This window comes from Actinacidiphila bryophytorum (genome assembly GCF_016916835.1).
Classification (GTDB): domain Bacteria; phylum Actinomycetota; class Actinomycetes; order Streptomycetales; family Streptomycetaceae; genus Actinacidiphila; species Actinacidiphila bryophytorum.
Map to the genome: position 1 here is coordinate 73,065 of NZ_JAFFIX010000020.1, position 24,945 is coordinate 98,009.

Below are 24,945 nucleotides of genomic sequence, written 5' to 3' on the forward strand. Positions count from 1 at the left end.
CGCAAGGGGCGACAGCCCCACCCGGGGGCAGTCAGGGGGCGGGGCGGGTGGAGGCAGCGGCGAGGCCGGCTGCCTCCATGGCCAGGTAGCGACGGATCGTGCGGGCCGCCAGGAAGGCGAGGGGCCAGGCGAGGACGCCGGACTGGTCGATCGTGAGGGTGAGGCGCGTGCTGGAGCCGGCCGGCTCCAGGCGGTGCGTGCCGCGGGTGCGGACACCGGGCGCGTGCGACTCCCAGTCGAAGGCGGTGCCTTCGACGAGCCGCGTCACCGTCCACACCGCCGGCCGCAGCCTGGGCTGCCGCACCTCGAAGCGTGCACCGAGCACGGGTCGCGGGCCGTCGAGACCGCGTACCGACGTCATCGAGGCGGTCAGTTCCGGCCAGTGCTCCACGTCGGTGAGGACCTGCCAGACCCGCTCGGCGGGGGCGTCGACGGTCGTTGCGTTCGTGTACGTCGGCATCGGCATCGTGCACTCCTTCAGGCCGGGACGGCGTCCACCCTACTGACCGTGGACCCTGCGGTAGCGCCCCGGCGCCATGCCGCACCACCTCTTGAAGGCGTGCGCGAAGGCGAACTCCGAGGTGTAGCCGACCTGCGCGGCGACCGATGTGAGCGGCAGCGCCGACGTGGCCAGCAGCCGGGCCGCGAGCGTCATGCGCCACCACGTCAGGTAGCCGAGCGGCGGTCGGCCGGCCAGTGCGGTGAAGCGCCGGGCGAAGGCGGCGCGCGACAGGCCGGCCTCCTGGGCGAGCCGTTCGACGGTCCAGGGCGCCGCCGGGTCGCGGTGCATGGCGTGCAGGCCCGCTGCGACGGGCGGGTCGTTGAGTGCGGCCGCCCAGCCGGTGGGCGTGCCGCGGTGCCGCAGCGGCGCGTCGTCGTACCACGCACGCAGGACGTACACGAGCAGTGTGTCGAGCAGCGACGGCACGACCGCGTCGGTGCCGAGCCGCGGCCTTTCCAGTTCGCCGGCCAGCAGGCGTACGGCTGCCGCGAGGTCGGGGTGCCGATTGGGGGAGGCGGGAAGGTGGAGCAGGTCGGGGAGTTCGGTGAGCAGGGGGTGGCCGCGCTGCGGGTCGAGCCGGTAGGTGCAGGACAGCAGCAGGGCCGCCGGGTCGCCGCCCCCGCCGCCGGCCGCCGCGGGCGCCTGCGCGAGGTGCGGCTCGCTGGGCGGCGCGGTCACCGCGGTCACCGCGCTGTCGGCCAGCACGTGCCGGGTGCCGCGCGGTACGAGTACGACGTCGCCCGGGCCGGCGTCGACGCCCTGCCGCGAGGTGGCGGCGGGCCGCAGGACGCATGTGCCGCGCAGCACCACGTGCAGGCAGGCGGAACCGGGCGCGGGTGCGAACTCCTGTGCCCAGGGCGCGTGATGGCGCACCAGTGCCGACCGCGGGCGTCCGGTGCGCAGCACCGCGACCACATCGCTGAGTACGTCCACTCCGTGACGCTACCCAGCGGCGAGACGGACACGCAGAAAGCCGGCGCGGGCGCGTACGCCCCGTCTCCGGCGGCCGCGAGGAAGGAACCCGTGGCGGGGTCCGCCGCACCGTCGCGCAGGCCGCCGCGGCGAAACCCTTGACAACGCGTCAACCCCCGGTAGCTTCTTGGTGCTTAACCGGTACAGCGCCCGCCGCCATCCGGCCCCGCTGTCGCCTTTGCAGCCTTCCTGTCAGGGAACGTCCGGACATTCCGAGGAGAATGCATGAGACTCCCAGCACGACGCACTTGGCTGGCGGCCCTCGCCGCGGTGACGACGGCACTGATGATGGCACTGCTCGTCATCGCCGTCCCCGGCCCCGCCAGGGCCGCGGCAGCCGGCTTCGTCCAGCGCTGCGGCACGCACTTCTGCGTCAACGGCAAGACCGCCTACTTCGCCGGCGCCAACTCCTACGACCTCTTCACCTTCGGCAGCGGCTCGGGTGACACCGAGACGCAGTACATGGACAAGGCGGCCATCGACAGCGAGATGGCCAACATGGCGTCGGACGGCGTCACCGTCGTCCGCACCTGGATGTTCGACCACGAGACGTGGCACGGTTTCGAGCCCGCCAAGAACACCATGAACGAGCAGCAGTGGGCGGAGTTCGACTACATCCTCTACTCCGCCGCCCAGCACGGCCTGCGGGTCGTGCCGACGCTGGAGAACTACTGGACCGCCTATGGCGGGGTCAACGCGGTGCTGGGCTGGGAGGGCGTCTCGACCGCCAACTCCGGCTACTTCTTCGACTCCACCAAGTGCCCCGGCTGCCTTGCGGACTACGAGTTCTACGTGAACTACGCGCTCAACCGGGTCAACCACTACACGGGGGTGGCGTACAAGAACGACCCGACCATCTTCTCCTGGGAGATGATGAACGAGCCGCGCTACCAGGACGTGAACCCGGCGGACAACACCGTCGGCGCCACCTTCCGCGCCTGGGAGGACAAGGTCGGCGCGTACATCAAGAACATCGACCCCAACCACATGGTCGACAACGGCATCGAGGGGCAGGGCAGTTCGTACGGCTACGGCAGCGACAACGGTGTGCCGTACACCTACGAGTGCCAGTCGCAGTACATCGACTTCTGCTCCGCGCACATCTACCCGACCGAGGGCTGGGCCAACCTGTCGGTGAGCGCCACCCAGGCGCTGGTCGCCAAGTACATCACCGACGCCCACACGGGGGCGGGGAAGCCCTTCTTCCTGGGGGAGTTCAACACCTCGGCCGGCACCCGCAGCACGTACTGGCCGGCCATCTACACCACGATGGAGTCCGGCAACGGGGACGCCGACGCCTTCTGGTGGTACATGAACTCCAGCAAGGACGGCAACTACGGGGTGATGCACGGGGATGCGGCACTGGCCTACTTCACCGCGCACTCCGACGTCGACAAGTCCAAGAGCGGTGACACCACCCCGCCGACGACCCCGCCGACCACGCCCCCCACCACACCCCCGACCACGCCCCCCACCACTCCGCCCACCACGCCCCCGACGACCCCGCCGGCCGGCGGCTGCTCGGTCAACTACCACATCGACGACTGGGGCAGCGGCTTCAACGCCAACGTGACCATCACCAACGGCGGTTCGACCGCCATGAACGGCTGGTCCCTGGTCTTCGCCTTCCCCGGCGCGCAGAAGGTCACCAACATCTGGAGCGCGTCGGCGACGCAGAGCGGCAAGCAGGTCACCGCCACCAACGCCTCCTACAACGCGGCCATCCCGGCCGGCGGCAGCGTCTCCTTCGGCTTCAGCGCCAGTTCGACGGCCGGCACCAACGGGGTGCCGTCCTCCTTCACCCTCAACGGCATGCCCTGCACGGTGTCCTGACCCCGGGCGGCACCGACGTACCGCGAACGGCCCGCAGCCCCCGCCGCTCCACGGCAGCGGGGGCTGCGGCCTTCTCCCGCGGCGCCGGGTCACCACTTATCCGGTTCAGCCACCGGATTTCTCCCGCCGACCGCCCGTTGACGCCGACGACTCGGCGCCGGAGTATGGGAGCGCTCCCATACCCCCACGCCAAGGAGCCGTCCATGCGCAGATCCGCGCACCCCCACCGCTCGCACCGGCCGCCCCGCAGACTGCTCGCGGCGCTCGCCACTGCCGTGGCAGCCGCGCTCGTGTACGTACTGACGATGCTGCCCGCACCCGCGGCCACCCCGGCCGCGGCCCCCGCCGCCGCCCAGGCCGACGTCGTCGGCAACGCCACCCACTTCGACGGTCTCGGCCAGCCCTACGGCGGCTGCGGCATGCCGCAGTCCCAGCTGGACTCGCAGGACTTCGTCGCCCTCAACGTCTTCGACACCCCCGGCGACTATTCCAGTTACCCGCGCCCGGTGCCGCCCTCGCAGAGCTCGATCATCGGCGCCTGGGACAACGGCCACAACTGCGGGCGCTGGGTGCAGGTCACGATCGGCGACTACTGCAACGGCACCAATGACGGAGCCCCCAACCAGCCGTTCTGCCGCAACGGCAGCTGGGTCCAGGACTCATACAACGGCGCCACCCTCACCATGCTGGTCGCCGACAGCTGCGCCGACTCCAACGCCTGGTGCCGCGACGACCCGAACCACCTGGACCTCGACACCGCCTCGCTCGGCCGCTTCACGCAGAACGGCAGTACGGTGACCGGGCTCGCCGACCACTGGAACAACCGCCACGTGTCGTGGAGTTACGTGCCCGCGCCCGGCTACACCGGCGACATCAAGATCGGCTTCCTGCAGGGCGCCCAGCGCTACTGGGGCGCGGTCTCGGTGTCGCACCTGCCCAACGGCATCCACGGCGTGGAGTACTACTCGGGCGGGGCCTGGCACGACGCCCAGATGAACAGTGACATGGGCCAGTCGTTCATCCTCGACCCGCTCACCACCGGCGGCACCGACTTCCGCATCCGGGTGCGTGACGTGGACGACGCCTACGTCTTCGGCGGCAGGACGTACGACTTCTCGCTGCCCACCGCCTGCTCCGGCACCTGCTCGCAGCCGTACACCGGCGTCGACTACACGACCACGGGCGGCGGTACGACCCCGCCGACCACGCCCCCGACCACCCCGCCCACCACACCTCCGACGACGCCGCCCACCACGCCCCCCACCACTCCGCCGACCTCGGGGTCGGGCGGCTGCAGCGCGGCCGTGCACGTCACCAACTCCTGGTCAGGCGGCTTCCAGGCCGATGTGACGGTGCAGAACACCGGCACCAAGCAGACCACCGGCTGGGCCGTACGGCTGACCCTGCCGTCGGGCGTGACGATCAACAGTGCGTGGAACGCCGCCGTCGACTCCTCGGCGCCGGCCACCACGCTGCGCAATGTCGCCTACAACGGCACCCTCGCCCCGTCGGCCAGCACCTCCTGGGGCATGACCCTGAGCGGCTCGAACACCGATCTGGGCACCCCGGTGTGTACGGCATCGGGATGACGTCCCGCGGATCCGTGTGAAGAGTGCCCCCTGATACGGCGCGCCCACTGCGATCACCGTCGGTGACCGTCAGGATGGGCGGTGCCGGACGGCCGTCCCGTTGCTGCGTACGGGACGGCCGTCCGGTCTGCCACGGCGGCACCACGGATGCCGGAGCAGAAAATGCGGGCAGGCCGAGCCGACCATAGCTTCGAATCGCGCGGGCTCCGCCCCCTCGCCGAAGGGGCGTTGGCGAGTGCAATCCGAAGTCAGGTACTGGGACCCGTCGCAGCGCTCATGCTCTGCCGGGTCGAGAAAGGCAGGTCAGGGCGATGCCCGTACGGCACAGCAGGTATATCGCAGGAGTCATGACGGTCGCGGCGCTCGGAGCGGGGGTCGCCATGGCGCCCGCCGCGCACGCGGAGTGGGGCGTGCAGCTGGTGCACGAGGGACAGTCGATCCAGGCGGCGGTCGACGCGGCCGCCGACGGCGACACCGTTCTCGTGATGCCCGGCACCTACCGGGAGAGCGTGCAGATCACCAGGAACGTGACGCTGGAAGGCGTCGGCTCCGGCCTGGTCACGATCACCGCCCCGGCAGGGCAGGGCGTCCAGGCCGCACCGGCCGCCCCGAGCCCCGCCCCCGGCACCGCCCCCGCGGCGGCTCCGGTCACCGGCCCGACCGGCACGCAGTCCGCTGCGGCCGCCGCGACCCCGAACGGGACGGCATCGGCCGCCGCGAAGCCGGGCGCCGCGCAGTCCCACACCTCCACCACGGGCGCCGACATGCCGGCCGCCGGTGCGTCCGGCGCCGGCAAGTCCGACGCAGGCAAGTCCGACGCAGGCAAGTCCGACGCCGCGAAGACCGAGACCTCCACGACGGTCACCGGCACCACCACCCAGGCGGCCTGCGCCGCCGCCGGGCACGGCATCTGCGTCACCGGCGCCGACGGCCACGCGCTGACCGCGGTCCGCATCGAGTCCGTCACCGTGACCGGATTCCGCGCGAACGGCATCGACGTGTCCGGCACCGACGGCATGGTGGTCCGCCGGGTGACGGTGAAGAACAACGGCCAGCAGGGCATCAGCCAGGAGAAGTCCACCCGGGCGGTGCTGCGCGACAACGAGGCCGTCGGCAACGGCCAGTCCGGCATCTTCGTGTCCAACTTCGTCAACGCCGAGGGCGGCGCCCTCGACACCCGGGGCACGGTCATCGCCGGCAACACCCTGTCGGGCAACCGCATCGGTGTGACGGTCCGCCGGGCGCGCGTGCTGGCCGTCGAGAACAACACGGTCACGGGCAACTGCGGCGGCGTCTTCGTCGTCGGCGACGAGAACAACCCCAAGGCCGGCGACCTCGACATCCGGCAGAACAAGATCACCGACAACAACAAGTTCTGCGCCTCCAACGGCCGGCTGCCGGCCATCCAGGGCACCGGCGTGCTGCTCACCGGCGCCGAGGACACCCGGGTCACCGACAACACCATCACCGGCAACTCCGGCACCTCCCCGATGTCCGGCGGTGTCGTGCTCTACCCGAGCGAGGTCGGCGTCGCCAACCTGCGCGACCAGGTCAGCGGCAACACCCTGACCGGCAACAGCCCGGCCGACCTGGCCGACCGGGACACCAAGGGCACGGGCAACACCTTCAGCGCGAACTCGTGCAGCGTCTCCGAGCCGGCCGGCCGGTGCTGACCGGCAGGTACGCCGGCCCGCCGCGCGCACCACGCCCCCGCCCGTTCCCGGCACCGACCCGGCATGACCAGAAGGGCCGAACATGACGATGACCCAACCGGCCGCCGCGCCACCTGCGGCCACCCCCGCACCCCCGCAGCACGCGCCTGACCAGTCGGTGATGCGGCTGCGCGAGCTGGTCTTCGGCGCGGCCTGCGCCGCCGCCATCCGGGCCGCGGCCCGGATCGGCGTCGCCGACGCGCTGGAGGAGGAGCCGGCCACGGCCGAGGAACTGGCCGCCGCGCTGCGGACCGAGCCCCGGCCGCTGAACCGGCTGCTGAGGGCGCTGTCCAGCTACGGCATCTTCGCCGAGCAGCCCGACGGCCGTTTCGTGCACACCGGGATGTCCCGGATGCTGCGCGAGGACGCGCCCGACTCGTTGCGCAACATCGCCCTGTGGTGCACCGAGCCGTGGACCTGGGAGGCGTGGCCGCGGCTGGACGACGCGGTGCGCACCGGCCAGGACGTCTTCGCCGACCTGTACGGCAAGCGGTTCTTCGACTACCTGCACGACGACGCGCCCGAATCGGCGGCCGTCTTCGACAAGGCGATGACCCGTTCCAGCATGCAGTCCGCCCGCGACGTGGTCGACAGCCTCGACCTCACCGGCACCACCACCGTCGCCGATATCGGCGGCGGCCAGGGCCACGTGCTGGCCGGCCTGCTGGAGAAGCACCCGGCGCTGCACGGCACCCTGCTCGACCTGCCCAAGGTCGTGGCGAACGCCGACCCCCGGCTGCGGCCGGGCGGTGCGCTGGCCGACCGGGCCACCCTGCTGCCCGGCGACTGCCGGCGGGAGATCCCGGTCGACGCGGACCTCTACATCATCAAGAACATCCTCGAATGGGACGACGACAGCACCCGCAGGACGCTGCGCAACGTCGTCTCCGCGGCCCGCCCCGGAGCCCGGGTGCTGGTCATCGAGAACCTGGTGGACGACAGCGTGTCCATGCGGTTCACCACCGCCATGGACCTGCTGCTGCTCCTCAACGTCGGCGGTCAGAAGCACACCAGGGAGAGCCTGGTCACCCGGATGACCGAGGCCGGCCTCGCGGTCGGCGACGTGCGCCCGGTCAACCCCTATCTGCACGCCTTCGACAGCACCGTCCGCGGCTCCTGACCCCAGGTCAGCGGTTGCGGCACAGGACGGCCGGCCCGGGTGAACCGGGCCGGCCGTCGGCTGCTGTCCGCGGGGCTGCGCGGCCCCTCAGGCCTTCCGCGAGGAGCTGAGGTGCGCGAAGACCACCACGTTGTCGGTGTAGTCCTTCTTGGAGCGGTCGTAGGAGCCGCCACAGGTGATGATCCGCAGCTGCGGGTCCGGTGTGCTGCCGTAGACCCGCTGGTCGGGGAACTTGCCCTTGGAGAACATCTCCACCGAGTCGACGGTGAAGGTCGCCACCGTGCCGTCCGCCCTGCTGATGTCCGCGGTCGCGCCGGGCTTGAGCAGCCGCAGCATCAGGAAGACGGCAGGGCCGGTCTTGGTGTCGACGTGCCCCGCCACGATCGCCGGGCCGCGCTCGCCGGGCGTGGGACCTTCGGCGTACCACCCGACGAGGTTGGTGTTGCCGGCCGGCGGCGCTTTGAGGTTGCCGGCCGCGTCCAGGTGCAGCGGGGTGAAGGGCGCGTCGACCGCGATGCTCTTGATGGTCAGCCGGGTCGGGTTGGAGTGCGGCAGGCCCGGCAGACCGACCGTCGGCGCGGATGCCGCAGGGGCGGGGCCGATGGCGGTCGCGGGCGTCCTGGCCGTGGCGCTGGGCGGCGCCGCCGCGGACGGCGGCGGACCGGGCAGGCCGGTACCCGAGGAGTCGACCGAGTTGTAGATCATCAGGGCGCCGAGGGCTGCCGCGGCGACCGCCCAGCGCAGCACGCGGGAGCGTGGGCCGGGCGCGGCGTCCGCCGGCCCCGGGGGAGGCGGCGGGTACTGCTGGGACATGGGGCGATGCCTTTCATCGGCTCGCGGACAGTGCGTTCGGCACGGGGGCCGGATGTTGCCGTGGCCACCGCCGCGGGAAGCGGCGGTGGCCACGGCAGGACACAGCGTGGAACTGGTGCGGCGGTCTTTCAGCCGGTCACCGGGCGGACCCGGTGTCAGACCGCGAGGCCGCCAGCGGGCGTACGGCGACGGCGCAGCGCCACCGCACCGGCGCCGAGGCCGCCGAGCAGCAGGACGGAGCCGGCCGCCATGCCGCCGCCGGACAGCGCCATGCCGCCGCCGCCGGTGTGCACGCCGCCGTGCGGGCGCTTGCCGTGCCACGAACCGGCGTCACCCTGCTGGGCGGTGGCGTCGTCCGAGGCGGTGCTGTCGGAGGTGGTGGCAGAGCTGTCGGCGCTGCTGTCCGAGGTGGTGGCGCTGTCACCGGAGGCGGCCTGGTGGTTGGAGGAGTGCGACGAACCGTGGCTGCTCGGGTCGTACGCGTTGACGGCACCCGTCGCGTGGGCGGCCGGGGCGGCGATGGCGAGGACTGCGGAGAGAGCAGCTCCGGCGAAGAGGGTGCGGGCAGTGCGCATGGTGAGGGTTTCCTTCCGTCGCGCATGCGTCGGATGACAGGTCGTCATCCGAGGGTGCGCAGTAGCGACATGTTCACCGTCAGTCATGCACCAGTGGCGCGCCACCGGAGAGGGCCGCAAGGGGGTGACCCTTGCGCCCTCCGGGTGGCGCGCTGCGCCGCACGGGGGACCCGCGGCGGCCGGCGGCCGTCAGCCGCCGCTGCGCTCCCAGCGGTAGAACTCCCGCGCCATGGCGTCCTTCGGCGACCGCCAGGTCGCCGGGTCATAGGCGCTGACGTGCGACGACAGCCGCTCGCTGATGTTCTTGAACTCCGGGTGCGAGGCGTGCTGGGCCACCGCGGGCCCGGGCGGGCCGTCGGCCTCGATCAGATGGAAGTAGAGGTCGCCGAACTGGAACAGGCTGCGGCCGCTCACCCCGATCAGCCGGGGCAGCTCGCCGCGGTCGGATTCGGTGAAGACCTCGGCGATGTCGTCCGCCGAGCCGGGTGCCATACGGGCGACGATCAGTGCGCGGTGCACGGTCACGTCCTCTCCTGCTTGCGTGTGCGGGGGAGCCCGGGCAGGCACGGCCCGCCCGGGCACGGCGTCAGTTGGCGACCGCGACCTGCTCGCGGGCGCGCTGCTCGATCTTGTCCCTGATCAGCTCCAGCTGGACGGCGGAGTTCGCGTTGATCCGCGCGGTCATGCCCGCGTCGTCCACCGGAGCGTCCGGCTTCATCGCGAAGTCCTGGACCCAGCGCATCCGGGTGCCGCCGGGGACCTCGTGGTAGCTCCAGAAGATCTCCATGAAGTCGAAGGGACCGGTCTCGACGCGGCGGGCGGTGACCGTACGGGTCTCGGGCACCGGCTCGCGCTCGGAGACCCAGCTCCACACCTTGCCGTTCTCGTCCGGGTGCATCGTCAGCCGGAAGGTGGTCTTGCGGCCCTGGCGCTCCAGGATCTCCACCGACGCGTACTCGCTGAACAGCTGCGTCCAGTGCTCCAGGTCGTTCGTCATGTCCCACACCAGGTCCAGCGGGGCGTTGACGGTGATCTCGTTCTCGGTGTGCGCTGCCATGGCTCAGGCCCTCGCCTTCAGCACGTCGTTGACGACGTCGAGCAGCTCCCGGGGGGTCCGGCAGGCGTCGGCGTCGGCGGGGATGGTGGCGCCGTGCTCGTTCTCCAGCGCGCCGACGATGCCGAGCAGGCCCAGCGAGTCGAGGCCGAAGTCGGCGAAGGGCGTGTCGGACTGCAGCTCCAGGTCCGCCGGGTCGACGATGACGCCGGCCCTGCGCTCCATGAGGGAGGCCAGTTCCGCGTAGGTGAGTTCGGTGTGCATGAGCGGCTCCTTACGAGGAGAGGGGGATGTGCGGGGGAGTGGGGACGTACGGTCGGACGGGTCAGGGACGTGCGTCGGCGCCGTGCCGCAGCACCAGTGCCGAGTTCGAGCCGAGCAGCCCGCGGCTGAGCACCAGGGCGGTGCGCAGGTCGGCCTGCCGGGCGTGGCCGGTGACCAGGTCGAGGCCGCCGCTCACGTCCGTGACGTTCGGGGTGGGCGGCACCGTGCCGTGCTCCATGGCCAGCACCGCGCACGCGGTGTCCAGCGCGGAGGCACCGCAGTAGGCGCGCCCGGTACCGGTCTTGGGGGCGGTCACCGGGACCCGGGCCGCGTGCCGGCCGAGCGCGTCGGCCAGCGCCAGCGCCTCGGCCCGGTCGGCGGCCGGCACCCCGAGGGCGTCGGCGAAGACCACGTCGACCTCCTCGGGCGCGACCCCGGCCTCGTCGAGCGCGCCGCGGATCGCGTAGGCCAGGCCCTCCCGGGAGGCGGCCCAGTCGGCCGAGCCGGTGAAGGTCGCGGCGTGCCCGGCGATCACCGCCCGGGCGGTGACACCGCGTTCGCGGGCCGCCGTCTCCTCCTCGGTGACGAACATCGCGCCGCCCTCGGCGGGGACGAAACCGCAGGCCCGGTCGGTGAAGGGCAGATACGCCTGCTGCGGTTCGCGCACCAGGCTCAGCTCCGGGTAGCCCAGCTGGCACACGACCGAGTACGGCGCCAGCGGTGCCTCGGTGGCGCCGACGACCATCGCGTCGGTGCCGCCGCGGATGCTGCGGGCCGCGTGGGCGAAGGCGTCGAGACCGCCCGCCTCGTCGCCCGCGACCACCCCGCAGGGGCCCTTGAAGCCGCCGCGGATGGATATCTGGCCGGTGCTCGCCGCGTAGAACCAGGCGATCGACTGGTAGGGGCCGACGAACTTCGGGCCGCGGCCCCACAGCTGCTGCAGCTCGCGCTGGCCGAACTCGCCGCCGCCGGAGCCGGCCGCGGTCACCACGCCGATGGCGAACTCGCCTGCGCCCGCGGCGTCCAGGGCGGCGTCGCCCAGCGCCATGTCGGCCGCGGCCATCGCGAAGTGGCTGAAGCGGTCGGTCTGCACCAGGAAGCGCTCCTCGACCAGTGCTGCCGGGTCGAAGCCGTGCACCTCGCCGGCCACCGCGAGCGGTAGTTCGCGGCACCCCTCCCTGGTGACCGGGCCGAGCGCGCTGACGCCCTCCTTGGTGGCCTTCCAGTACTCCTCGGTGCCGATACCCGTGGGGGCGACCACGCCCATCCCGGTGATCACCGTACGGCGCTCGTCCGGCCTGCTCGGCTTGGCGGTCATCGGCTCGCCTCCTCCCGGTTGAGGACCACGGCGGACTGGAAGCCGCCGAAGCCGCTGCCGACGGACAGCACGGTCCGCAGCGGCAGCTCGCGCGCGGTCCTCGGCACGTAGTCGAGGTCGCACTCGGGGTCGGGCGTCTCGTAGTTGGCGGTCGGAGGCACCACGCCGTGCTCCATCGCCAGTGCGCAGGCGGCCAGTTCGATGGCGCCGATCGCACCCAGGGAGTGCCCGACCATGGACTTGATCGAACTCATCGGGGTCCTGCGGGCGTGCTCGCCCAGCGACCGCTTGACCGCCGCGGTCTCGTGCCGGTCGTTCTGCTTGGTGCCCGAGCCGTGCGCGTTGACGTAGTCCACGGCCGTGCGGTCGATCCTGCCGTGCGCCAGTGCACGGTCGATGGCCCGCGACATCTCCAGGCCCTCGCGGGTCAGCCCGGTCATGTGGTGGGCGTTGCCGAACGAGGCGTAGCCCCTGACCTCGCAGTACACCCGGGCGCCGCGCGCCCTGGCGTGCTCCAGCTCCTCCAGCACCAGCACCGCGCCGCCCTCGCCGAGGACGAAGCCGTCCCGGTCGGCGTCGAAGGGGCGGGAGGCGTGCTCCGGGTCGTCGTTGTTGGGCGAGGTCGCCTTGATGGCGTCGAAGCAGGCGACCGTGATCGGCGAGATCGGCGAGTCCGACGCGCCGGCTATGCAGATGTCGGCCCGGCCCTCCTCGATGCTCTGGAAGGCGTAGCCGACCGCGTCGAGCCCCGAGGTGCAGCCGGTGGACACCGTCTGGACCGGGCCGCGCGCGCCGACCTGCTCGGCGACCTCCGCGGACAGCGCGCTGGGCGTGAACGCCCGGTGCAGATGCGGCAGGGCCGGCCTGTGGTCCACGTCCCAGCGCTCACCGCCCGCGCTGACCAGGGCGTAGTCCTGTTCCAGCCGGGTCGTGCCGCCGACCGCGGTGCCCAGCGACACCCCGATCCGCCAGGGGTCCTCGGCGCCCGGGTCGAGCCCCGCGTCGTGCAGCGCCTCGTCGGCCGCGGCCATCGCGAACTGCACGTAGCGGTCGGCGCGGGCCAGCCGGTCGGGGTCGAGGCCGCAGGCGGCCGGGTCGAAGTCGCACTCTGCGGCTATTCGGGACCTGAATCCCGAGGCGTCGAAGCGGGTGATCCCCCGGGTCGCCGTGCGCCCCGCGGTGAGCAGGTCCCAGAACGCGGGCACGCCCACCCCGCCAGGGGCGACGACGCCGACCCCGGTCACCGCGACCCGCCGGGTCACGAGACCGCCCCCGCCGCTTCCGGCGGCCGTCCCGCACGGGCCTTGGCACCGTCGGCGACCAGCGGGTTGCCCGCCGCGTCCTCGGTGTCGACGTGCCCCAGCTCGGGGCGCGGCGCGAGCGGGCCGAGGTGGAAGACCATCCGCGCCTCGGTGTCGCCCACGTTGCGGAAGCGGTGCCGTACGTCCTTCGGGATCAGCAGCCCGTGGTCGGCGCCCAGCACGTACGGCGTGCCGTCGAGGTCGACTTCGAGGTCGCCGCTGACGACGAAGACGAACTCCTCCGAGTAGGGGTGGTAGTGCTCGGCGATGCGCTCACCGCGCTGGATCATCGCCACGCCCATGAAGCCGCTCGTCGATCCGCTGACGGTCGGGGTGAGCATGGCGCGCAGATCACCACCGCGGCGCCGGTTGGGCTCGATCTCGTCCACGTGCACGATCCGGGGGGGCTGAGCGGTCATGACGGGTGCCTCCAGGTGAAGTCACACCGGCCGCGGAAGAGCGGCGGCCGGCCCGCGCGTGCGGGAAAGCGGGCTTGCGGTCACGCGTCCTGTGCGTGGCGGTCGGTGACCAGGGTCATCTCCAGGTGCGCCAGCAGCTGCCTGCGGCCCTTGTCGTCGCCGAGGTCGCCGACGGCGTCCGGCAGTTCGAGCAGCCGGCTCAGCTCCGCGGCCAGGTCGCGGTCCGCGGTGCCGGTGGTCAGCGCCAGGTCCTCGTCGGCTGCGCCTGCCAGGTCGATGACGCGTACGACGATGTCGTCGCGCTGGAAGACGGTGCTGCGCACCAGCGACCCCGTCGGGTCGGCCGCCGCCAGCTCGTCGGACCTGGCCAGCACCCGGGCCGCCGCGGCGCCGCTGCCGCCCCGCACCGGGTAGTGCAGCGCGTACCGGCGCACCTGGCCGGTGCGGTCGGCCTCGGCCACCGCCTCGTGCACCGCCGGGAGCCCCGCCCTGGTGAAGAACGCCCGGGCCGCCTCCGGGTCGGTCAGGTCGCGCTCCTCCTCCAGGTACGGGTTGATGGCCTCCTCGACCGCGCGCACCTCGGGCTGCTGGGCCACGTGCCGCAGCGCCGCGACGAGGTTGCCGCTCACCTCGACCGCGCGGACCACCCGGTTGCCGTGCATGAACAGCGAGGTCCTGCACAGCCGGGTGGCCGAGTCGACCCGCGCGGACGGCGAGGCGTAGTCGGCCAGCAGCTTGGCGACCTTGTCCTCGCTGCCGGGGCGGACGGTGAAGGTGATCGCGTGCCGGACGCGGCCGTCACCGGCCCGCTCGGGGCGCGGTGCCCGGGTGCCGGTGTGCCCGGCGACCGACGTCTCACGCAGCACGTCGAAGCGCAGCGAGCGGGTGTCGTTGACGCAGGCGTGCATCGGCTTGACCATCTCGCGGTGCTCGGGGCTGTCCACCCACGCCAGGAAGGGCTCCGAGCTCTCCCACTCGCTGGTGATCAGCCACTGCGAGGGGTCCTCGATGGACTGGCACAGCTGGTCGCTGACGTGCCCGGGCACCGAGGCGACCTGGCTGCGCAGCAGTTCGTACGCGTCGAGGAAGCGCTGCTGCGCCCCCTTCTGGATGTCGAGCAGCAGCACCACGCGGAGCCGCGCGGGCTCGGTTTCCTGTGCGCCGGCCGCGGTGCCGGCCGTCCCCGGCTGTCCGGACAGGGTCGTCATCTTCCACTTCTCCCTCTGCTGGTGATCGCCCGGTCCGCACCCGTGTGCGTTTCCGGTGCCCTGAGCCCGATCGTGCTTCGATCCCACCAACGCCGCGAGATCTGCGGTCCATGCGGGCGAATGCGCCGCCAGGACACCGCCGCGCGGCGCCGACCGGGCATGGAGAGAGCGGGACCGGACGACGGTGTTCCGGACCCCGGCGCCGCGCCTCGTGTGCCCGTACAGGCTGGAGCAACAGATGCAACCGACGTCAGACGACCGGGTACCGGTCCTCATCACCGGCGGATCCCTGGTGGGGCTGTCGACCTCCCTCTTCCTCGGCCGGCTCGGCGTGGACCACCTGCTGGTCGAGAAGCACGCCGCGACCTCGCACCACCCGCGCGGCCGCGGCAACAACGTGCGCACCATGGAGCTGTTCAGGACCGCGGGCATCGAGCCGGCGATCCGCTCCGCCGCCTCCGTGCTGTCCCGCAACCACGGCATCCTGCAGGCCGAGTCGCTGACCGGCGACAACCAGCGCTGGCTCTTCCGGGAGATCGACCCGGGCGGCGGACTCGCCGCGTTCAGCCCGTCCGGCTGGTGCCTGTGCAGCCAGAACGACCTGGAGCCGGTCCTGCTCAAGGAGGCCCGCGCGCTGGGCGGCGACATCCGCTTCGGTGTCGAACTGCGGTCGTTCGAGCAGGACTCGGACGGTGTGACCGCGGAACTGCTGTACCGCGAGACCGGCGAGACCCGCACGGTCCGGGCCGGCTACCTGGTCGCCGCTGACGGGCCGCGCAGCCCGGTGCGCGAGCGGCTCGGCATCGGCCAGACCGGCGCCGGCGAGCTCTTCCACAACGTCAGCGTCACCTTCCGGGCCAAGCGCCTCGCCGAGGTCGTCGGCGACCGGCACTTCATCGCCTGCTACCTGACCAACCCGGACGCCGACGGGGCGCTGCTGCCGGTCGACAACGAGGCCGAGTGGGTCTTCCACCTGCCCTGGCACCCCGAGCGCGGCGAGCAGCTCGACGCCTTCACCGACGAGCGGTGCGCGGCGCACATCCGCACCGCGGTCGGCGTGCCGGGCCTGGAGGTCGAGATCACCGGAAAGGCCCCCTGGCACGCGGCCGAAAGAGTGGCGGAGCGCTACTCGCAGGGCAGGGTGCTGCTGGCCGGCGACTCCGCCCACGAGATGTCGCCGACGGGTGCCTTCGGCTCCAACACCGGCATCCAGGACGCCCACAACCTGGCCTGGAAGCTCGCCGCCGTCCTCGGCGGCTGGGCGGGTCCCGGCCTGCTGGAGACCTACGGCGCCGAGCGGCGGCCGGTCGCGGTGGCCACCAGCGCCCGCGCCTCCGAGCGCTCGGCCGAGCACAGCCACCCGGGTTACGACGCCGCCCCGGCCGGCGGCAACCGGCAGAGCGGGGTGCTGACCGTGGCGCTGGGCTACCGCTACCCGGCGGGCGCCGTCGTCGGCGTCGACCCCGACCGCCCGGTCGTCCCGACGCCGCCGCCCGGCCCCGGCGGCACGGGCGGCCCCGTCGTCCCCACCGTCCCGGACCGGGACGGCGCCCCCGCCGCCCCGCAGCCCGGCGGCCCCGCCGTTCCCGTGCACCCCGAGGCCCGGCCGGCCGGCCGGCCCCCCGCGGGCCGCGGGCCGCGGCTGTGGGTGGGGGAGCCCGGGACCCGGGCGCCGCACATGTGGGTCACCCGGGAGGGTGAGAAGGTCTCCACGCTCGACCTGTACGAGCGGGTGCCGGTGCTGCTGACCCGCGCGGGGAGCACGGCCGGGGCTGCCTGGCACAGCGCGGCGGCCCGCGTCGGCGACGACCTCGGCGTACCGCTGGAGCGCTACCGGGTCGGCGCGGGGCAGGACGCCGACCTGGTGACCGAGCCCGGCGAGGACTTCTCCGCGGCGCACGGCACCGGCGAGGACGGCGCGCTGCTCGTACGCCCCGACGGCTTCGTGGCCTGGCGCGCCACCGCGGGCTGCGCCGACCCCGCGGCGGAACTGTCCGCGGTGCTGCGCCAGGTGCTCAGCCTGGACTGACCCGGCGGGCGGCATGCGGACGCGGCGACGGCCGCCGGTCGAGCACCGGCGGCCGTCGCCGCGTTCCTCGCGTGCGGGCGGCCCCCCCTCCGGGCCGCCCGTGCGGGCGGCCCCCCTCCGGGCCGCCCGCTGCCTTGTCACGCCACCGGCAGCGGCTCCGGGGAGGTGCTGAAGGCCGCGTGCAGTCGGCGCGTGTGATCCAGCTCGCGCACCTGTCCGGTCAGCGTGGCCGCGACGGTCAGCCGCAGGTCCGTGGACGACGCGCCGAGCCGCAGCTCCAGCTCGCCGGGCTCCACGATGCGCCGGCCGCCGCGCCCGGTGAAGGACGCCAGGTCGGCCGGCACGGTGACCTCGACCCGGGTGGCCTGCCCCGGCTCCAGGTCCACCCGGCGGTAGCCGATGAGCCGCTGCACCGGCTGCACCACGGAGGCGACCGGGTCGTGCAGGTACAGCTGCACCAGCTCGGTGCCCGCGCGCTCACCGGTGTTGCGGACGGTGAAGGACAGACGTATCTCGCCGTCCGTGCCGGCCTGCAGGTCCGGCACGTCCAGGTCCGTCCACTGGAAGGTGGTGTACGTCAGACCGTGGCCGAAGCCGAACGCCGGCGTCGGGTCGATGTTGGACGACTCGCCGGCCTGGCCGAGCTTGGCCGCCAGATACGTGGTCGGCTGGGTGCCGGCCTGCCGCGGGATGCTGACCGGGAGGCGGCCCGAGGGCGCCACCCGGCCCGACAGCACACCGGCGACGGCGCCGGTGCCCTCCTCGCCGGGGAAGAACGTCTGCACGATCGCCGCGGCCTCGGACACCGCACGGCCGAGCACGTAGGGGCGTCCAGCCAGCAGCGTGACGACCACCGGGGTGCCGGCGTCGAGCAGGGAGTCGAGCAGCTGCTGCTGGACACCGGGCAGCCTGAGGGTCTCGGCGTCGCAGCCCTCACCGCTGGTGCCGCGGCCGAACAGGCCCGCCCGGTCACCCAGGGCGAGGACAACGATGTCCGCGTCGGCGGCCAGCTGCAGGGCCTCGGCGAAGCCCTCGGTGCTGTCGGTGTCGATCCCGCAGCCCGCGGCCGTGACGATCTCGCTGCCGGGGAACTCCGCGGCCAGCGCCTCGCGCAGCGTGGGCAGCTCGATGCCGAGCGGCACCTCCGGGTGCTGACTGCCGACGTGCACGGGGAAGGAGTAGCAGCCGAGCACCGCGGTGGGGACCTCGGCGTTGGGGCCGATGACCGCGATCCTGGCCGGGCGCTCCAGCGGCAGGGTGCCGTCGTTGCGCAGCAGCACCACGCTCTGCTCGGCGATCTGCCGGGCGACCGCGCGGTTCTGCGCCGAGTCGAGGTCCACGATGCCGCGCAGCGCGGCGGTGTCGTCGAGGTCGGCGTCCGCCAGGGCCTCGGGCACCGGGTCCCAGTCCGGGTCGAGCAGCCCGAGCTGCACTTTCTGGACCAGCACGCGGCGCAGCGCACGGTCGACGTGCGACTCGGAGACCTGGCCGTCGGCGAGCGCCTTGAGCAGCGGTTCGCCGAACGCCTTCACGGTGGGCAGCTCGATGTCGACGCCCGCGGCCAGTGCGGCGCCCGCCGCCTCGCCGAGGGTGCCGGCCACACCGTGCAGGGTCTTGAGGAAGGCGACGCCGAAGTAGTCGGCGACGACCGTCCCGGTGAAGCCCCAGGTGTCGCGCAGCAGCCCGGTCAGCAGCTCCTCGTCGGCGGCCGACGGGATGCCGTCGGTGTCGGTGTAGGCGTGCATGACCGAGCGGACGCCGCTCTCGCGCAGCGCCATCTCGAACGGCGCCAGCATCACGTCGGCCCGCTCCCTGGTGCCCATGCCGACCGGCGCGAGGTTGCGGCCCGCGCGGGAGGCGGAGTAGCCCACGAAGTGCTTGAGCGTCGCGACGATGCCGGCCGACTCCAGGCCCTGGACGTAGGCGGTGCCGACCGTGCCGATGAGATACGGGTCCTCGCCGATGGTCTCCTCGACCCGCCCCCAGCGGGCGTCGCGCACGACGTCGAGTACCGGGGCCAGGCCCTGGTGCACGCCGACCGCGCGCATGTCGCGCCCGATCCTGGCCGCCATGGTGCGGACCAGCTCGGGGTCGAAGGCGGCACCCCACGACAGCGGCACGGGGTAGGCGGTGGCGCCCCAGGTCGCGAAGCCGGCCAGGCACTCCTCGTGCGCGACGGCCGGAATGCCGAAACGGTTCGCCGCTGCGATACGGCGCTGGGTGCGCAGCAGGGACAGCGCGCCGAGCGCCGGGTCGACGGGCGCGGTGCCGTACGACCTGGTCAGCTGGCCGAGACCCTGCGGCAGCAGGCTCTCGAGGGTGACCGGTTCCTCCATCTCGTGCTGGTACGGGGCGACCTCGCCGCCTTCGTCGGATGCACCCACCCAGATGCCGAACAGCTGCGCGACCTTTTCCGGCAGGGTCATCGCCGCGATCAGCGCATCGGCCCGGTCTTCCGGGGCGAGGGAGGTGTTCCTCCACGGGGGAGTAGCGGACTTGTTGTCTTCGGCCACGGTGCCGGTCACTTTCCTCCGACGCCCATGAGTCCCTGGACCAGGGCACGGCGGGCGAACAGGTAGACGATGAAGATGGGCAGCATCGACAGCACGACCGCGGCCAGCAGGCCGGGGACGTCGATGCCGTGCTCGGTCTGGAAGTTGAAGAGGCCGAGGGTGATGACCTTCGACGAGTCGGACTGGGTCAGGACCAGCGGGAAGAGGAAGCCGTTCCACGCCTGGAGGGCGGAGAAGACCACGATCGTGGACAGGCCGCCCTTGGACAGCGGCACCACCAACTGGAAGAACGTGCGCATCGGCGTGGCGCCGTCCATGGCCATGGCCTCGTACAGCTCGGAGTTGATCTCCCGCATCACACCGGTGAGGACCAGTGCGCAGACCGGCAGCGAGAACGCCGCGGTCGGCAGGATGACGCCGATGAGGTTGTCGTACAGACCGGCCTTGGTGATGAGGTAGAACATCGGCACGATCACCGCCTGCGACGGGATCGCGAGGCCCAGCAGGAACAGCCGGAAGACACCGGTGGTGGTCCTGCCCTGGTTGCGCACGATCGCGTACGACAGCGGCGGGATCAGCAGCAGCACGATGGCCACCACGGCCAACGTGACCAGGAGGGTGTTCAGGAAGTAGTGCCCGAACCCGTTGGAGAAGTCCTGGGTGTAGTTGGACAGCGTGAAGTGCTTCGGCCATGACAGCGGACCGTTGGACGAGTAGTCCGGGCGGCTCTGCAGGGTCGCCGCGAGCATGACGTACAGCGGCAGGCCGATCAGGACCAGCCAGACGAGTGAGCCGAAACCGGCCAGGTAATTGGGACGGCGCTTCATCACAGTCCCTCCGACGAGCTGCGCATCTTGTCGTATCCGGAGAACTTGACGATGACGAGCGAGATGATCGTGGCGATGACCACCAGGATCAGGGCGATGGCCGAGGCGTAGCCGAACTGGAAGTCCTTGAAGCCCTTGACGTACGAGTAGTACGGCGTGGTCGTCGTGTCGGTGCCGGGGCCGCCCTGGGTCAGGATCAGCACCGTGTCGAACACGGTCATGCCGCCGACCACCATGAGAATCATCGAGGTGACCATGGTGGTGCGCAGCTGCGGCAGGGTGATGGACCAGAACTGCCGGATGCGGCCGGCACCGTCGATCGCCGCGGCCTGGTAGAGCACCTGCGGGATGGCGCGGGTGGCGCCCTGGTAGATCAGGGTGTGGAACGGCGTGTACTGCCATGCGCCGACGAAGATCAGCACCCCGATGGCCGTGCTCTGGTGACCGAACAGGTTGCCGTCGCCGAACAGCCACCGGGCCTGGGACGGCACGCCGAAGTTCGGGTCGAGCAGTGCCCGCCACAGGATGGAGATGGCGGTCGCCGACAGCAGCAGCGGGACGAAGTAGATCGCGGACAGGACCGCCCGGTTGCGCTGCTTTCCGGCCGCCCACACGCCCAGCAGGATGCTCAGGGGCGTCTGGACCACGACGCCGAGCACCGTGGTGAGCAGCGTGAGCCAGATGCTCTGGAGCATGACGTGGTCGTGGACCAGCGTCTTCCAGTTGTCCACGCCGGTGAAGGAGAGCGCATCGACGCCGTCCCACTCGGCGAAGGACAGCACCGCGACCATGATCAGCGGCAGGACGGCGAAAAGAGTGAAGAACAGGGTGGCGGGCGCCGCCCAGGCAAAGCCTGGGCGGGCCACGGAGGCGCCGGACCTGCGGCCCGGCCAGCGGGCGCCGGCCCGGAGTGCGGGCCGGCGCTTCCCCACCCTGGATGAATCAGTGGTGGTCATTTCTGGATCCCGGTTCAGGATGTGGGCAGGGCCTGCATCGCCTTGATGAAGCCGTCGGCGTCGATCTTGCCGTCGAAGAACTGCTGTACCGCGGTGTGCATCGCGTTGCTGGCCGACTGCGGGTAGGCCTGGTCCCACGAGAGCTGGAACGAGGGAGCGCTCTTGACCAGGTCGTACTGGAACTTCGCGTAGTCCGGGATGGCCGCGGTGTCCAGGAAGTTCACCGTGTTGGTGGTGGTCGGCAGGTTGCCGATCGCCATGTGCGCCTTCACGAACTCGTCGCTGTACTGCAGCTTCAGGAACTGTGCGATGGCGTCGGCGTACTTGGTCTTCTTCAGGACCGAGTAGTAGTTGTTGGTGTTGCCGACGATGTCCGTCGGGTCACCCTTGCCGCCGTCGACGGTCGGGAAGGAGCTGTAGCCCAGACCGCTCTTGGCGAAGTCGGGGTTGTCCTGCTGCTGCTGGGAGTAGTACCAGGAGCCCATCAGCTCGAACGCGGCCTTGCTCTGCGCGACCAGCGCCACGGAACCGCCGTCGGTGTACTTGACGGAGTCGTAGTTGGTGCCGAAGGCGCCGGCGTCGATCAGTTCCTTGAGCTTCGCCAGTGCGGCGCGGCTGTCGGCGCTGTCCCATGCGGACTTGTCGCCGCCCATGGCCTTCTCGAACAGGCCAGGGCCCGCGATGCGGTCGTACATGTACTCGTACCACATCAGGGTCGGCCACTGGTCGCCGCCGCCAAGCGCGATCGGGGTGACGTGCTTGGCCTTGAGGACCTTCACCGCGTTGAGCAGGTCGTCCCAGGTCTTGGGGGCGGTGAGGCCGTTGTCGGCCAGGACCTTCTTGTTGTTGAAGAGCATGACCGGCTGGGTGCCGCGCATCGGGATGCCGTACGACTTGCCGTCCACGACCGCGCCGTTGAAGACCGAGGGCAGGAAGTTGGACTTCAGCCCCGGGTCCTTGGCGATCATGTCGTCGAGCGGGAGGAGGAGACCGGCCTTGACGAAGGGCGCGATGCTGCCGCCGCCCCAGTTGAAGAAGACGTCCGGGGCCTGCTTGGTGTTGATGAGCGTCTGCAGCTTGGTCTGGTAGTCGGCCCCAGGGATGGTCTGGAGCTTCGCCTTGACCTTCGACGTCTTGTTGAACGTGTCGATGATCTGCTTTTCGACCTTGTTGCTCGCGTCGCCGTACACGAGAACCGTGAAGCTGCCAGAGCCACTGCTGCTGGAGCTGCCGCCGCCGCAAGCGGCCAGCGTCAGCCCGAGGGCGAGCACCACACTGCCGGCCACGGCACGGGGAAGCCATCTCTTCTTCATCGTCCAGCCTTTCGAAATATTTCGGCACCGTCGCCGAAAATTGCTGCGCGGTGTGACGCTAAGGTGCACGTACGAAAGGGTCAACCCTCGGGCTGTGGGTTATCAAAGCGTTACGCGGAGATGTGCCGTACGCTGCGCTCTTATGGATGAAGAGGTGGACGAGGGTCGGGTCACGCTCGCCCAGGTCGCCGAAACTGCCGGGGTCTCGATCTCGACAGTTTCGAAAGTGCTGAACGGCCGTCAGGACGTCTCGGCCCTGACTCGGTTGAAGGTCGAACGACTGCTGGAGCTGCACGGCTACCGGCGGACGTCCCGCGGCGCCCCCGAGGCGCCACTGATCGAGATCGTCTTCCACGAGCTGGACGCCATCTGGGCGATGGAGCTGATCCTCGGCGTCGAGAAGGTCGCCAAGGAGATCGGCGCCAGCGTGGTGCTCACCGAGAGCGGCACCCGCCACTCGCCGGGCACCGAGTGGATCGAGGGAGTGCTGCGCCGCCGGCCGCTCGGCGTCGTCCTGGTCTTCTCCGCGCTGCCGCACGAGTTCAAGCAGCAGCTGCGCTCCCGGTCCATACCGTTCGTGATCATCGATCCGGCCGGCGACCCCGAGCCGGACGTGCCCTCCGTCGGCTCCGCGAACTGGTCCGGCGGCCTGGCCGCGACCCGGCACCTGATCGAACTCGGCCACCGCCGTGTCGGAATCATCACAGGCCCCGAGGACATGATGTGCTCGCTGGCCCGGCTCGACGGCTTCCGCTCGGCCATGACCACCGCCGGCATCGAGATCGACCCCGACCTGATCGCCTTCGGCGACTTCCACGTCGAGGGCGGCTACGAGCAGGCCATGCGGATGCTGGGCAGGCCCGACCGCCCCACCGCGATCTTCGCCGGCAGCGACCTGCAGGCCATCGGGGTACTCGAAGCCGCCGGCGCCCACGGGCTGCGCACCCCCGCCGACCTGTCCGTCGTCGGCTACGACGACGTCGCCGTCGCCCAGTGGTCCCGCCCCGCCCTGACCACCGTCCGGCAGCCGCTGCGCCGGATGGCGGAGGAGGCCTCCCGGATGATGCTGCGGCTGCGCGCCGCACCCTCCACCACGTCCACCACCCGGATGGAACTCGCCACCAGCCTGGTGATCAGACGCAGCACAGCGCCACCCCCGTCAGCCGCGCGGGCCTGACCTGCACCGATCGGCCGCCGCAAGCGCCCTTCGGACAGGTGGGCCGCGCCGTGCGGCGGTAGTTTTGTCCTATGGCACGGAGCGGCACCACCGACGGGCCGCGCGTGCCGGGGCTCGTGCGCTCCCCAGCGGCCCGGCTCGCGGCGCCGCTGCTGCTGCTCGTCCTGCTGGTCGTCATCGACGAGGCCGCGGGTCCGCAGATCAGGATCGGCGGGCTCATGCTGGCCGTGCCGGCGCTGTCCGCGGTCTTCCTCAGCCCCCGCGCGGTCGTCGTCGTGGCACTGGTGACGCTGCCCTGCCTGGTCATCGCCGCAGACAGCAACAACCAGCTGGACTCCGTCAACTTCCCCGTCACCCTGTCCACCAGCGTCCTCATCGGCGTCGCCTCGGTCCTGGCGGCCCGGGTGCGCGCCCGCCGCGAACGCGAACTGGCACAGGCCCGCTGGGTCGCCGGCGTCGCCCAGCGGACCCTGCTGCGCCCGCTGCCGCAGCGGCTGGGCCGCTTCGCCATCGCCTCGACCTACATGGCAGCCGACCGGGAGGCCGCCATCGGCGGCGACCTCTACGCCACCGCCGACCTCGGCGGCGGCCGCATCCGGGTGCTCGTCGGCGACGTCCAGGGCAAGGGCATGGCCGCGGTCGAGGTCGCCAGCATGCTGCTCGGCGCCTTCCGCCGGGCCGCCCGGCAGCACGTCCCGCTGCCCGTCCTGCCCCGCTACCTCGACCGGAACCTGCGCGAGGACCTCACCGACCTCGGCTCGGCGCCGCCCCCGCCGCCCGGCAGTACGGCCCCCGCCGCACCCGCATCCGACGGCCCCCTGGAACGCTTCGTGACCGCCGTCGTCGTGGAGGCCGCCGCCGGCGGCGACTCACTGGACATCGTCAACTGCGGCCACCCCCCGCCGATCCTGCTGCACCGCGACCAGGTGGTAGCCCTGGACGCCGGGCAGCCCGCCCTGCCGCTCGGCCTCGGCGACCTCGGGCCGGAGGAGGAGCAGGTCGACCGGCACGAGCTGGCCGTCGGCGACGTCCTGCTGCTCTACACCGACGGCGTGATCGAGGCCCGCGACGACGACGGGGCCTTCTACCCGCTGACCGAGCGGCTCGCCGGCTGGCTGCGGCTGCCGCCCGGCGAACTCATCGACGTGCTCACCGCCGACCTGCTCCATCACGCGGGGCGGCGGCTCGGCGACGACGTGGCGATCGTCGCCGTCCAGCGGGTGTCCTGAGCGCCGCCCTGGCACCCCCGGATCACCCAACCAGCGGCTTTCCCGGCCCCACCGCGTGGCAAGGACAGGCCGCACGGCCCGCACCGACTAGTGTCGCGCTGCCGCCGGACGCCGCCGTACCGCCCGTGCGTACCGGCGAACCCGCCGCGGCACCGAGCCGAGCCAGGAGAAGTCCCATCACGCAGCAGCAGCCGGCCCCCGCCGACGCACCGCCCGGCAAC

22 protein-coding genes are annotated in these 24,945 nt (G+C 72.0%); 7 read left to right on the forward strand and 15 right to left on the reverse strand.

Annotated features, from left to right (window positions below; genetic code table 11):
• Positions 1-31: 31 nt before the first annotated feature.
• Positions 32-466, reverse strand: coding sequence for an SRPBCC family protein (locus JT723_RS25355; RefSeq protein WP_205047097.1), 435 nt, complete (start codon positions 464-466; stop codon positions 32-34).
• A 33-nt stretch (positions 467-499) separates the two neighbouring features.
• Positions 500-1,435: an AraC family transcriptional regulator gene (locus JT723_RS25360; protein WP_205047098.1), complete on the reverse strand. Its 936-nt coding sequence runs from the start codon at positions 1,433-1,435 to the stop codon at positions 500-502.
• 264 nt (positions 1,436-1,699) lie between these two features.
• On the opposite strand from JT723_RS25360, the gene JT723_RS25365 reads away from it, so the two are divergent.
• From JT723_RS25365 to JT723_RS25380, 4 genes are all read left to right on the forward strand, one after another.
• Positions 1,700-3,307, forward strand: coding sequence for a cellulose binding domain-containing protein (locus tag JT723_RS25365; protein WP_205047099.1), 1,608 nt, complete (start codon positions 1,700-1,702; stop codon positions 3,305-3,307).
• Positions 3,308-3,510: 203 nt separating this feature from the next.
• Positions 3,511-4,896 carry a cellulose binding domain-containing protein gene (locus JT723_RS25370; RefSeq protein ID WP_240166163.1) on the forward strand — a complete coding sequence of 462 codons (1,386 nt, stop codon included), beginning with the start codon at positions 3,511-3,513 and terminating at the stop codon, positions 4,894-4,896.
• Positions 4,897-5,243: 347 nt separating this feature from the next.
• Complete coding sequence (locus JT723_RS25375) at positions 5,244-6,569, forward strand: right-handed parallel beta-helix repeat-containing protein (protein ID WP_240166164.1); 1,326 nt, start codon at positions 5,244-5,246, stop codon at positions 6,567-6,569.
• 82 nt (positions 6,570-6,651) lie between these two features.
• Positions 6,652-7,728, forward strand: coding sequence for a methyltransferase (locus JT723_RS25380; protein WP_372441378.1), 1,077 nt, complete (start codon positions 6,652-6,654; stop codon positions 7,726-7,728).
• An 87-nt stretch (positions 7,729-7,815) separates the two neighbouring features.
• Here the strand turns inward: JT723_RS25380 and JT723_RS25385 are convergent, their stop codons facing one another.
• The 9 genes from JT723_RS25385 to JT723_RS25425 all read right to left on the reverse strand — a co-directional run bounded on the left by JT723_RS25385 (position 7,816) and on the right by JT723_RS25425 (position 14,680).
• Positions 7,816-8,541 carry a class F sortase gene (locus JT723_RS25385; protein ID WP_205047100.1) on the reverse strand — a complete coding sequence of 242 codons (726 nt, stop codon included), beginning with the start codon at positions 8,539-8,541 and terminating at the stop codon, positions 7,816-7,818.
• Positions 8,542-8,696: 155 nt separating this feature from the next.
• Positions 8,697-9,116 carry a hypothetical protein gene (locus JT723_RS25390; protein ID WP_205047101.1) on the reverse strand — a complete coding sequence of 140 codons (420 nt, stop codon included), beginning with the start codon at positions 9,114-9,116 and terminating at the stop codon, positions 8,697-8,699.
• Positions 9,117-9,305: 189 nt separating this feature from the next.
• Positions 9,306-9,635: a TcmI family type II polyketide cyclase gene (locus tag JT723_RS25395; RefSeq protein ID WP_205047155.1), complete on the reverse strand. Its 330-nt coding sequence runs from the start codon at positions 9,633-9,635 to the stop codon at positions 9,306-9,308.
• Positions 9,636-9,702: 67 nt separating this feature from the next.
• Positions 9,703-10,173 (reverse strand): SRPBCC family protein, encoded by a 471-nt coding sequence (locus JT723_RS25400; protein ID WP_205047102.1) that lies wholly within the window; start codon positions 10,171-10,173, stop codon positions 9,703-9,705.
• A gap of 3 nt (positions 10,174-10,176) precedes the next feature.
• Positions 10,177-10,434 (reverse strand): acyl carrier protein, encoded by a 258-nt coding sequence (locus JT723_RS25405; protein ID WP_205047103.1) that lies wholly within the window; start codon positions 10,432-10,434, stop codon positions 10,177-10,179.
• A gap of 61 nt (positions 10,435-10,495) precedes the next feature.
• The gene (locus tag JT723_RS25410) at positions 10,496-11,752 is read right to left on the reverse strand and encodes a beta-ketoacyl synthase N-terminal-like domain-containing protein (RefSeq protein ID WP_205047104.1); all 1,257 of its coding nucleotides are present in this window, start codon (positions 11,750-11,752) and stop codon (positions 10,496-10,498) included.
• Positions 11,749-13,014 (reverse strand): beta-ketoacyl-[acyl-carrier-protein] synthase family protein, encoded by a 1,266-nt coding sequence (locus JT723_RS25415; RefSeq protein WP_205047105.1) that lies wholly within the window; start codon positions 13,012-13,014, stop codon positions 11,749-11,751. The genes JT723_RS25410 and JT723_RS25415 overlap by 4 nt, the downstream gene beginning before the upstream one ends.
• Positions 13,011-13,472 carry a cupin domain-containing protein gene (locus tag JT723_RS25420; protein ID WP_205047106.1) on the reverse strand — a complete coding sequence of 154 codons (462 nt, stop codon included), beginning with the start codon at positions 13,470-13,472 and terminating at the stop codon, positions 13,011-13,013. Before JT723_RS25420 ends, JT723_RS25415 begins: the two co-directional genes overlap by 4 nt.
• 80 nt (positions 13,473-13,552) lie before the next feature.
• Positions 13,553-14,680 (reverse strand): SchA/CurD-like domain-containing protein, encoded by a 1,128-nt coding sequence (locus tag JT723_RS25425; protein ID WP_205047107.1) that lies wholly within the window; start codon positions 14,678-14,680, stop codon positions 13,553-13,555.
• 238 nt (positions 14,681-14,918) lie between these two features.
• Here JT723_RS25425 and JT723_RS25430 point away from each other — a divergent pair, with 238 nt between their 5' ends.
• On the forward strand, positions 14,919-16,709 hold the full coding sequence (locus JT723_RS25430; RefSeq protein WP_240166165.1) for an FAD-dependent oxidoreductase: 1,791 nt from the start codon (positions 14,919-14,921) through the stop codon (positions 16,707-16,709).
• A 137-nt stretch (positions 16,710-16,846) separates the two neighbouring features.
• On the opposite strand, the gene JT723_RS25435 is transcribed toward JT723_RS25430, so the two are convergent.
• From JT723_RS25435 to JT723_RS25450, 4 genes are read right to left on the reverse strand one after another with little or no spacing between them, the layout of a single operon-like run.
• Positions 16,847-19,222, reverse strand: coding sequence for a beta-xylosidase/alpha-l-arabinosidase (locus JT723_RS25435; RefSeq protein ID WP_456057499.1), 2,376 nt, complete (start codon positions 19,220-19,222; stop codon positions 16,847-16,849).
• 8 nt (positions 19,223-19,230) lie between these two features.
• Positions 19,231-20,049: a carbohydrate ABC transporter permease gene (locus JT723_RS25440; protein ID WP_205047108.1), complete on the reverse strand. Its 819-nt coding sequence runs from the start codon at positions 20,047-20,049 to the stop codon at positions 19,231-19,233.
• Positions 20,049-21,005, reverse strand: a complete 957-nt coding sequence (locus tag JT723_RS25445; protein ID WP_205047109.1) for a carbohydrate ABC transporter permease — start codon at positions 21,003-21,005, stop codon at positions 20,049-20,051. The genes JT723_RS25440 and JT723_RS25445 overlap by 1 nt, the downstream gene beginning before the upstream one ends.
• 14 nt (positions 21,006-21,019) lie before the next feature.
• Positions 21,020-22,318, reverse strand: a complete 1,299-nt coding sequence (locus tag JT723_RS25450; protein WP_205047110.1) for an ABC transporter substrate-binding protein — start codon at positions 22,316-22,318, stop codon at positions 21,020-21,022.
• 142 nt (positions 22,319-22,460) lie between these two features.
• Between JT723_RS25450 and JT723_RS25455 the strand changes: the two genes are divergently transcribed.
• Positions 22,461-23,495: a LacI family DNA-binding transcriptional regulator gene (locus JT723_RS25455; protein ID WP_205047111.1), complete on the forward strand. Its 1,035-nt coding sequence runs from the start codon at positions 22,461-22,463 to the stop codon at positions 23,493-23,495.
• 71 nt (positions 23,496-23,566) lie between these two features.
• Positions 23,567-24,724 carry a PP2C family protein-serine/threonine phosphatase gene (locus tag JT723_RS25460; protein WP_205047112.1) on the forward strand — a complete coding sequence of 386 codons (1,158 nt, stop codon included), beginning with the start codon at positions 23,567-23,569 and terminating at the stop codon, positions 24,722-24,724.
• Positions 24,725-24,945 lie beyond the last annotated feature (221 nt).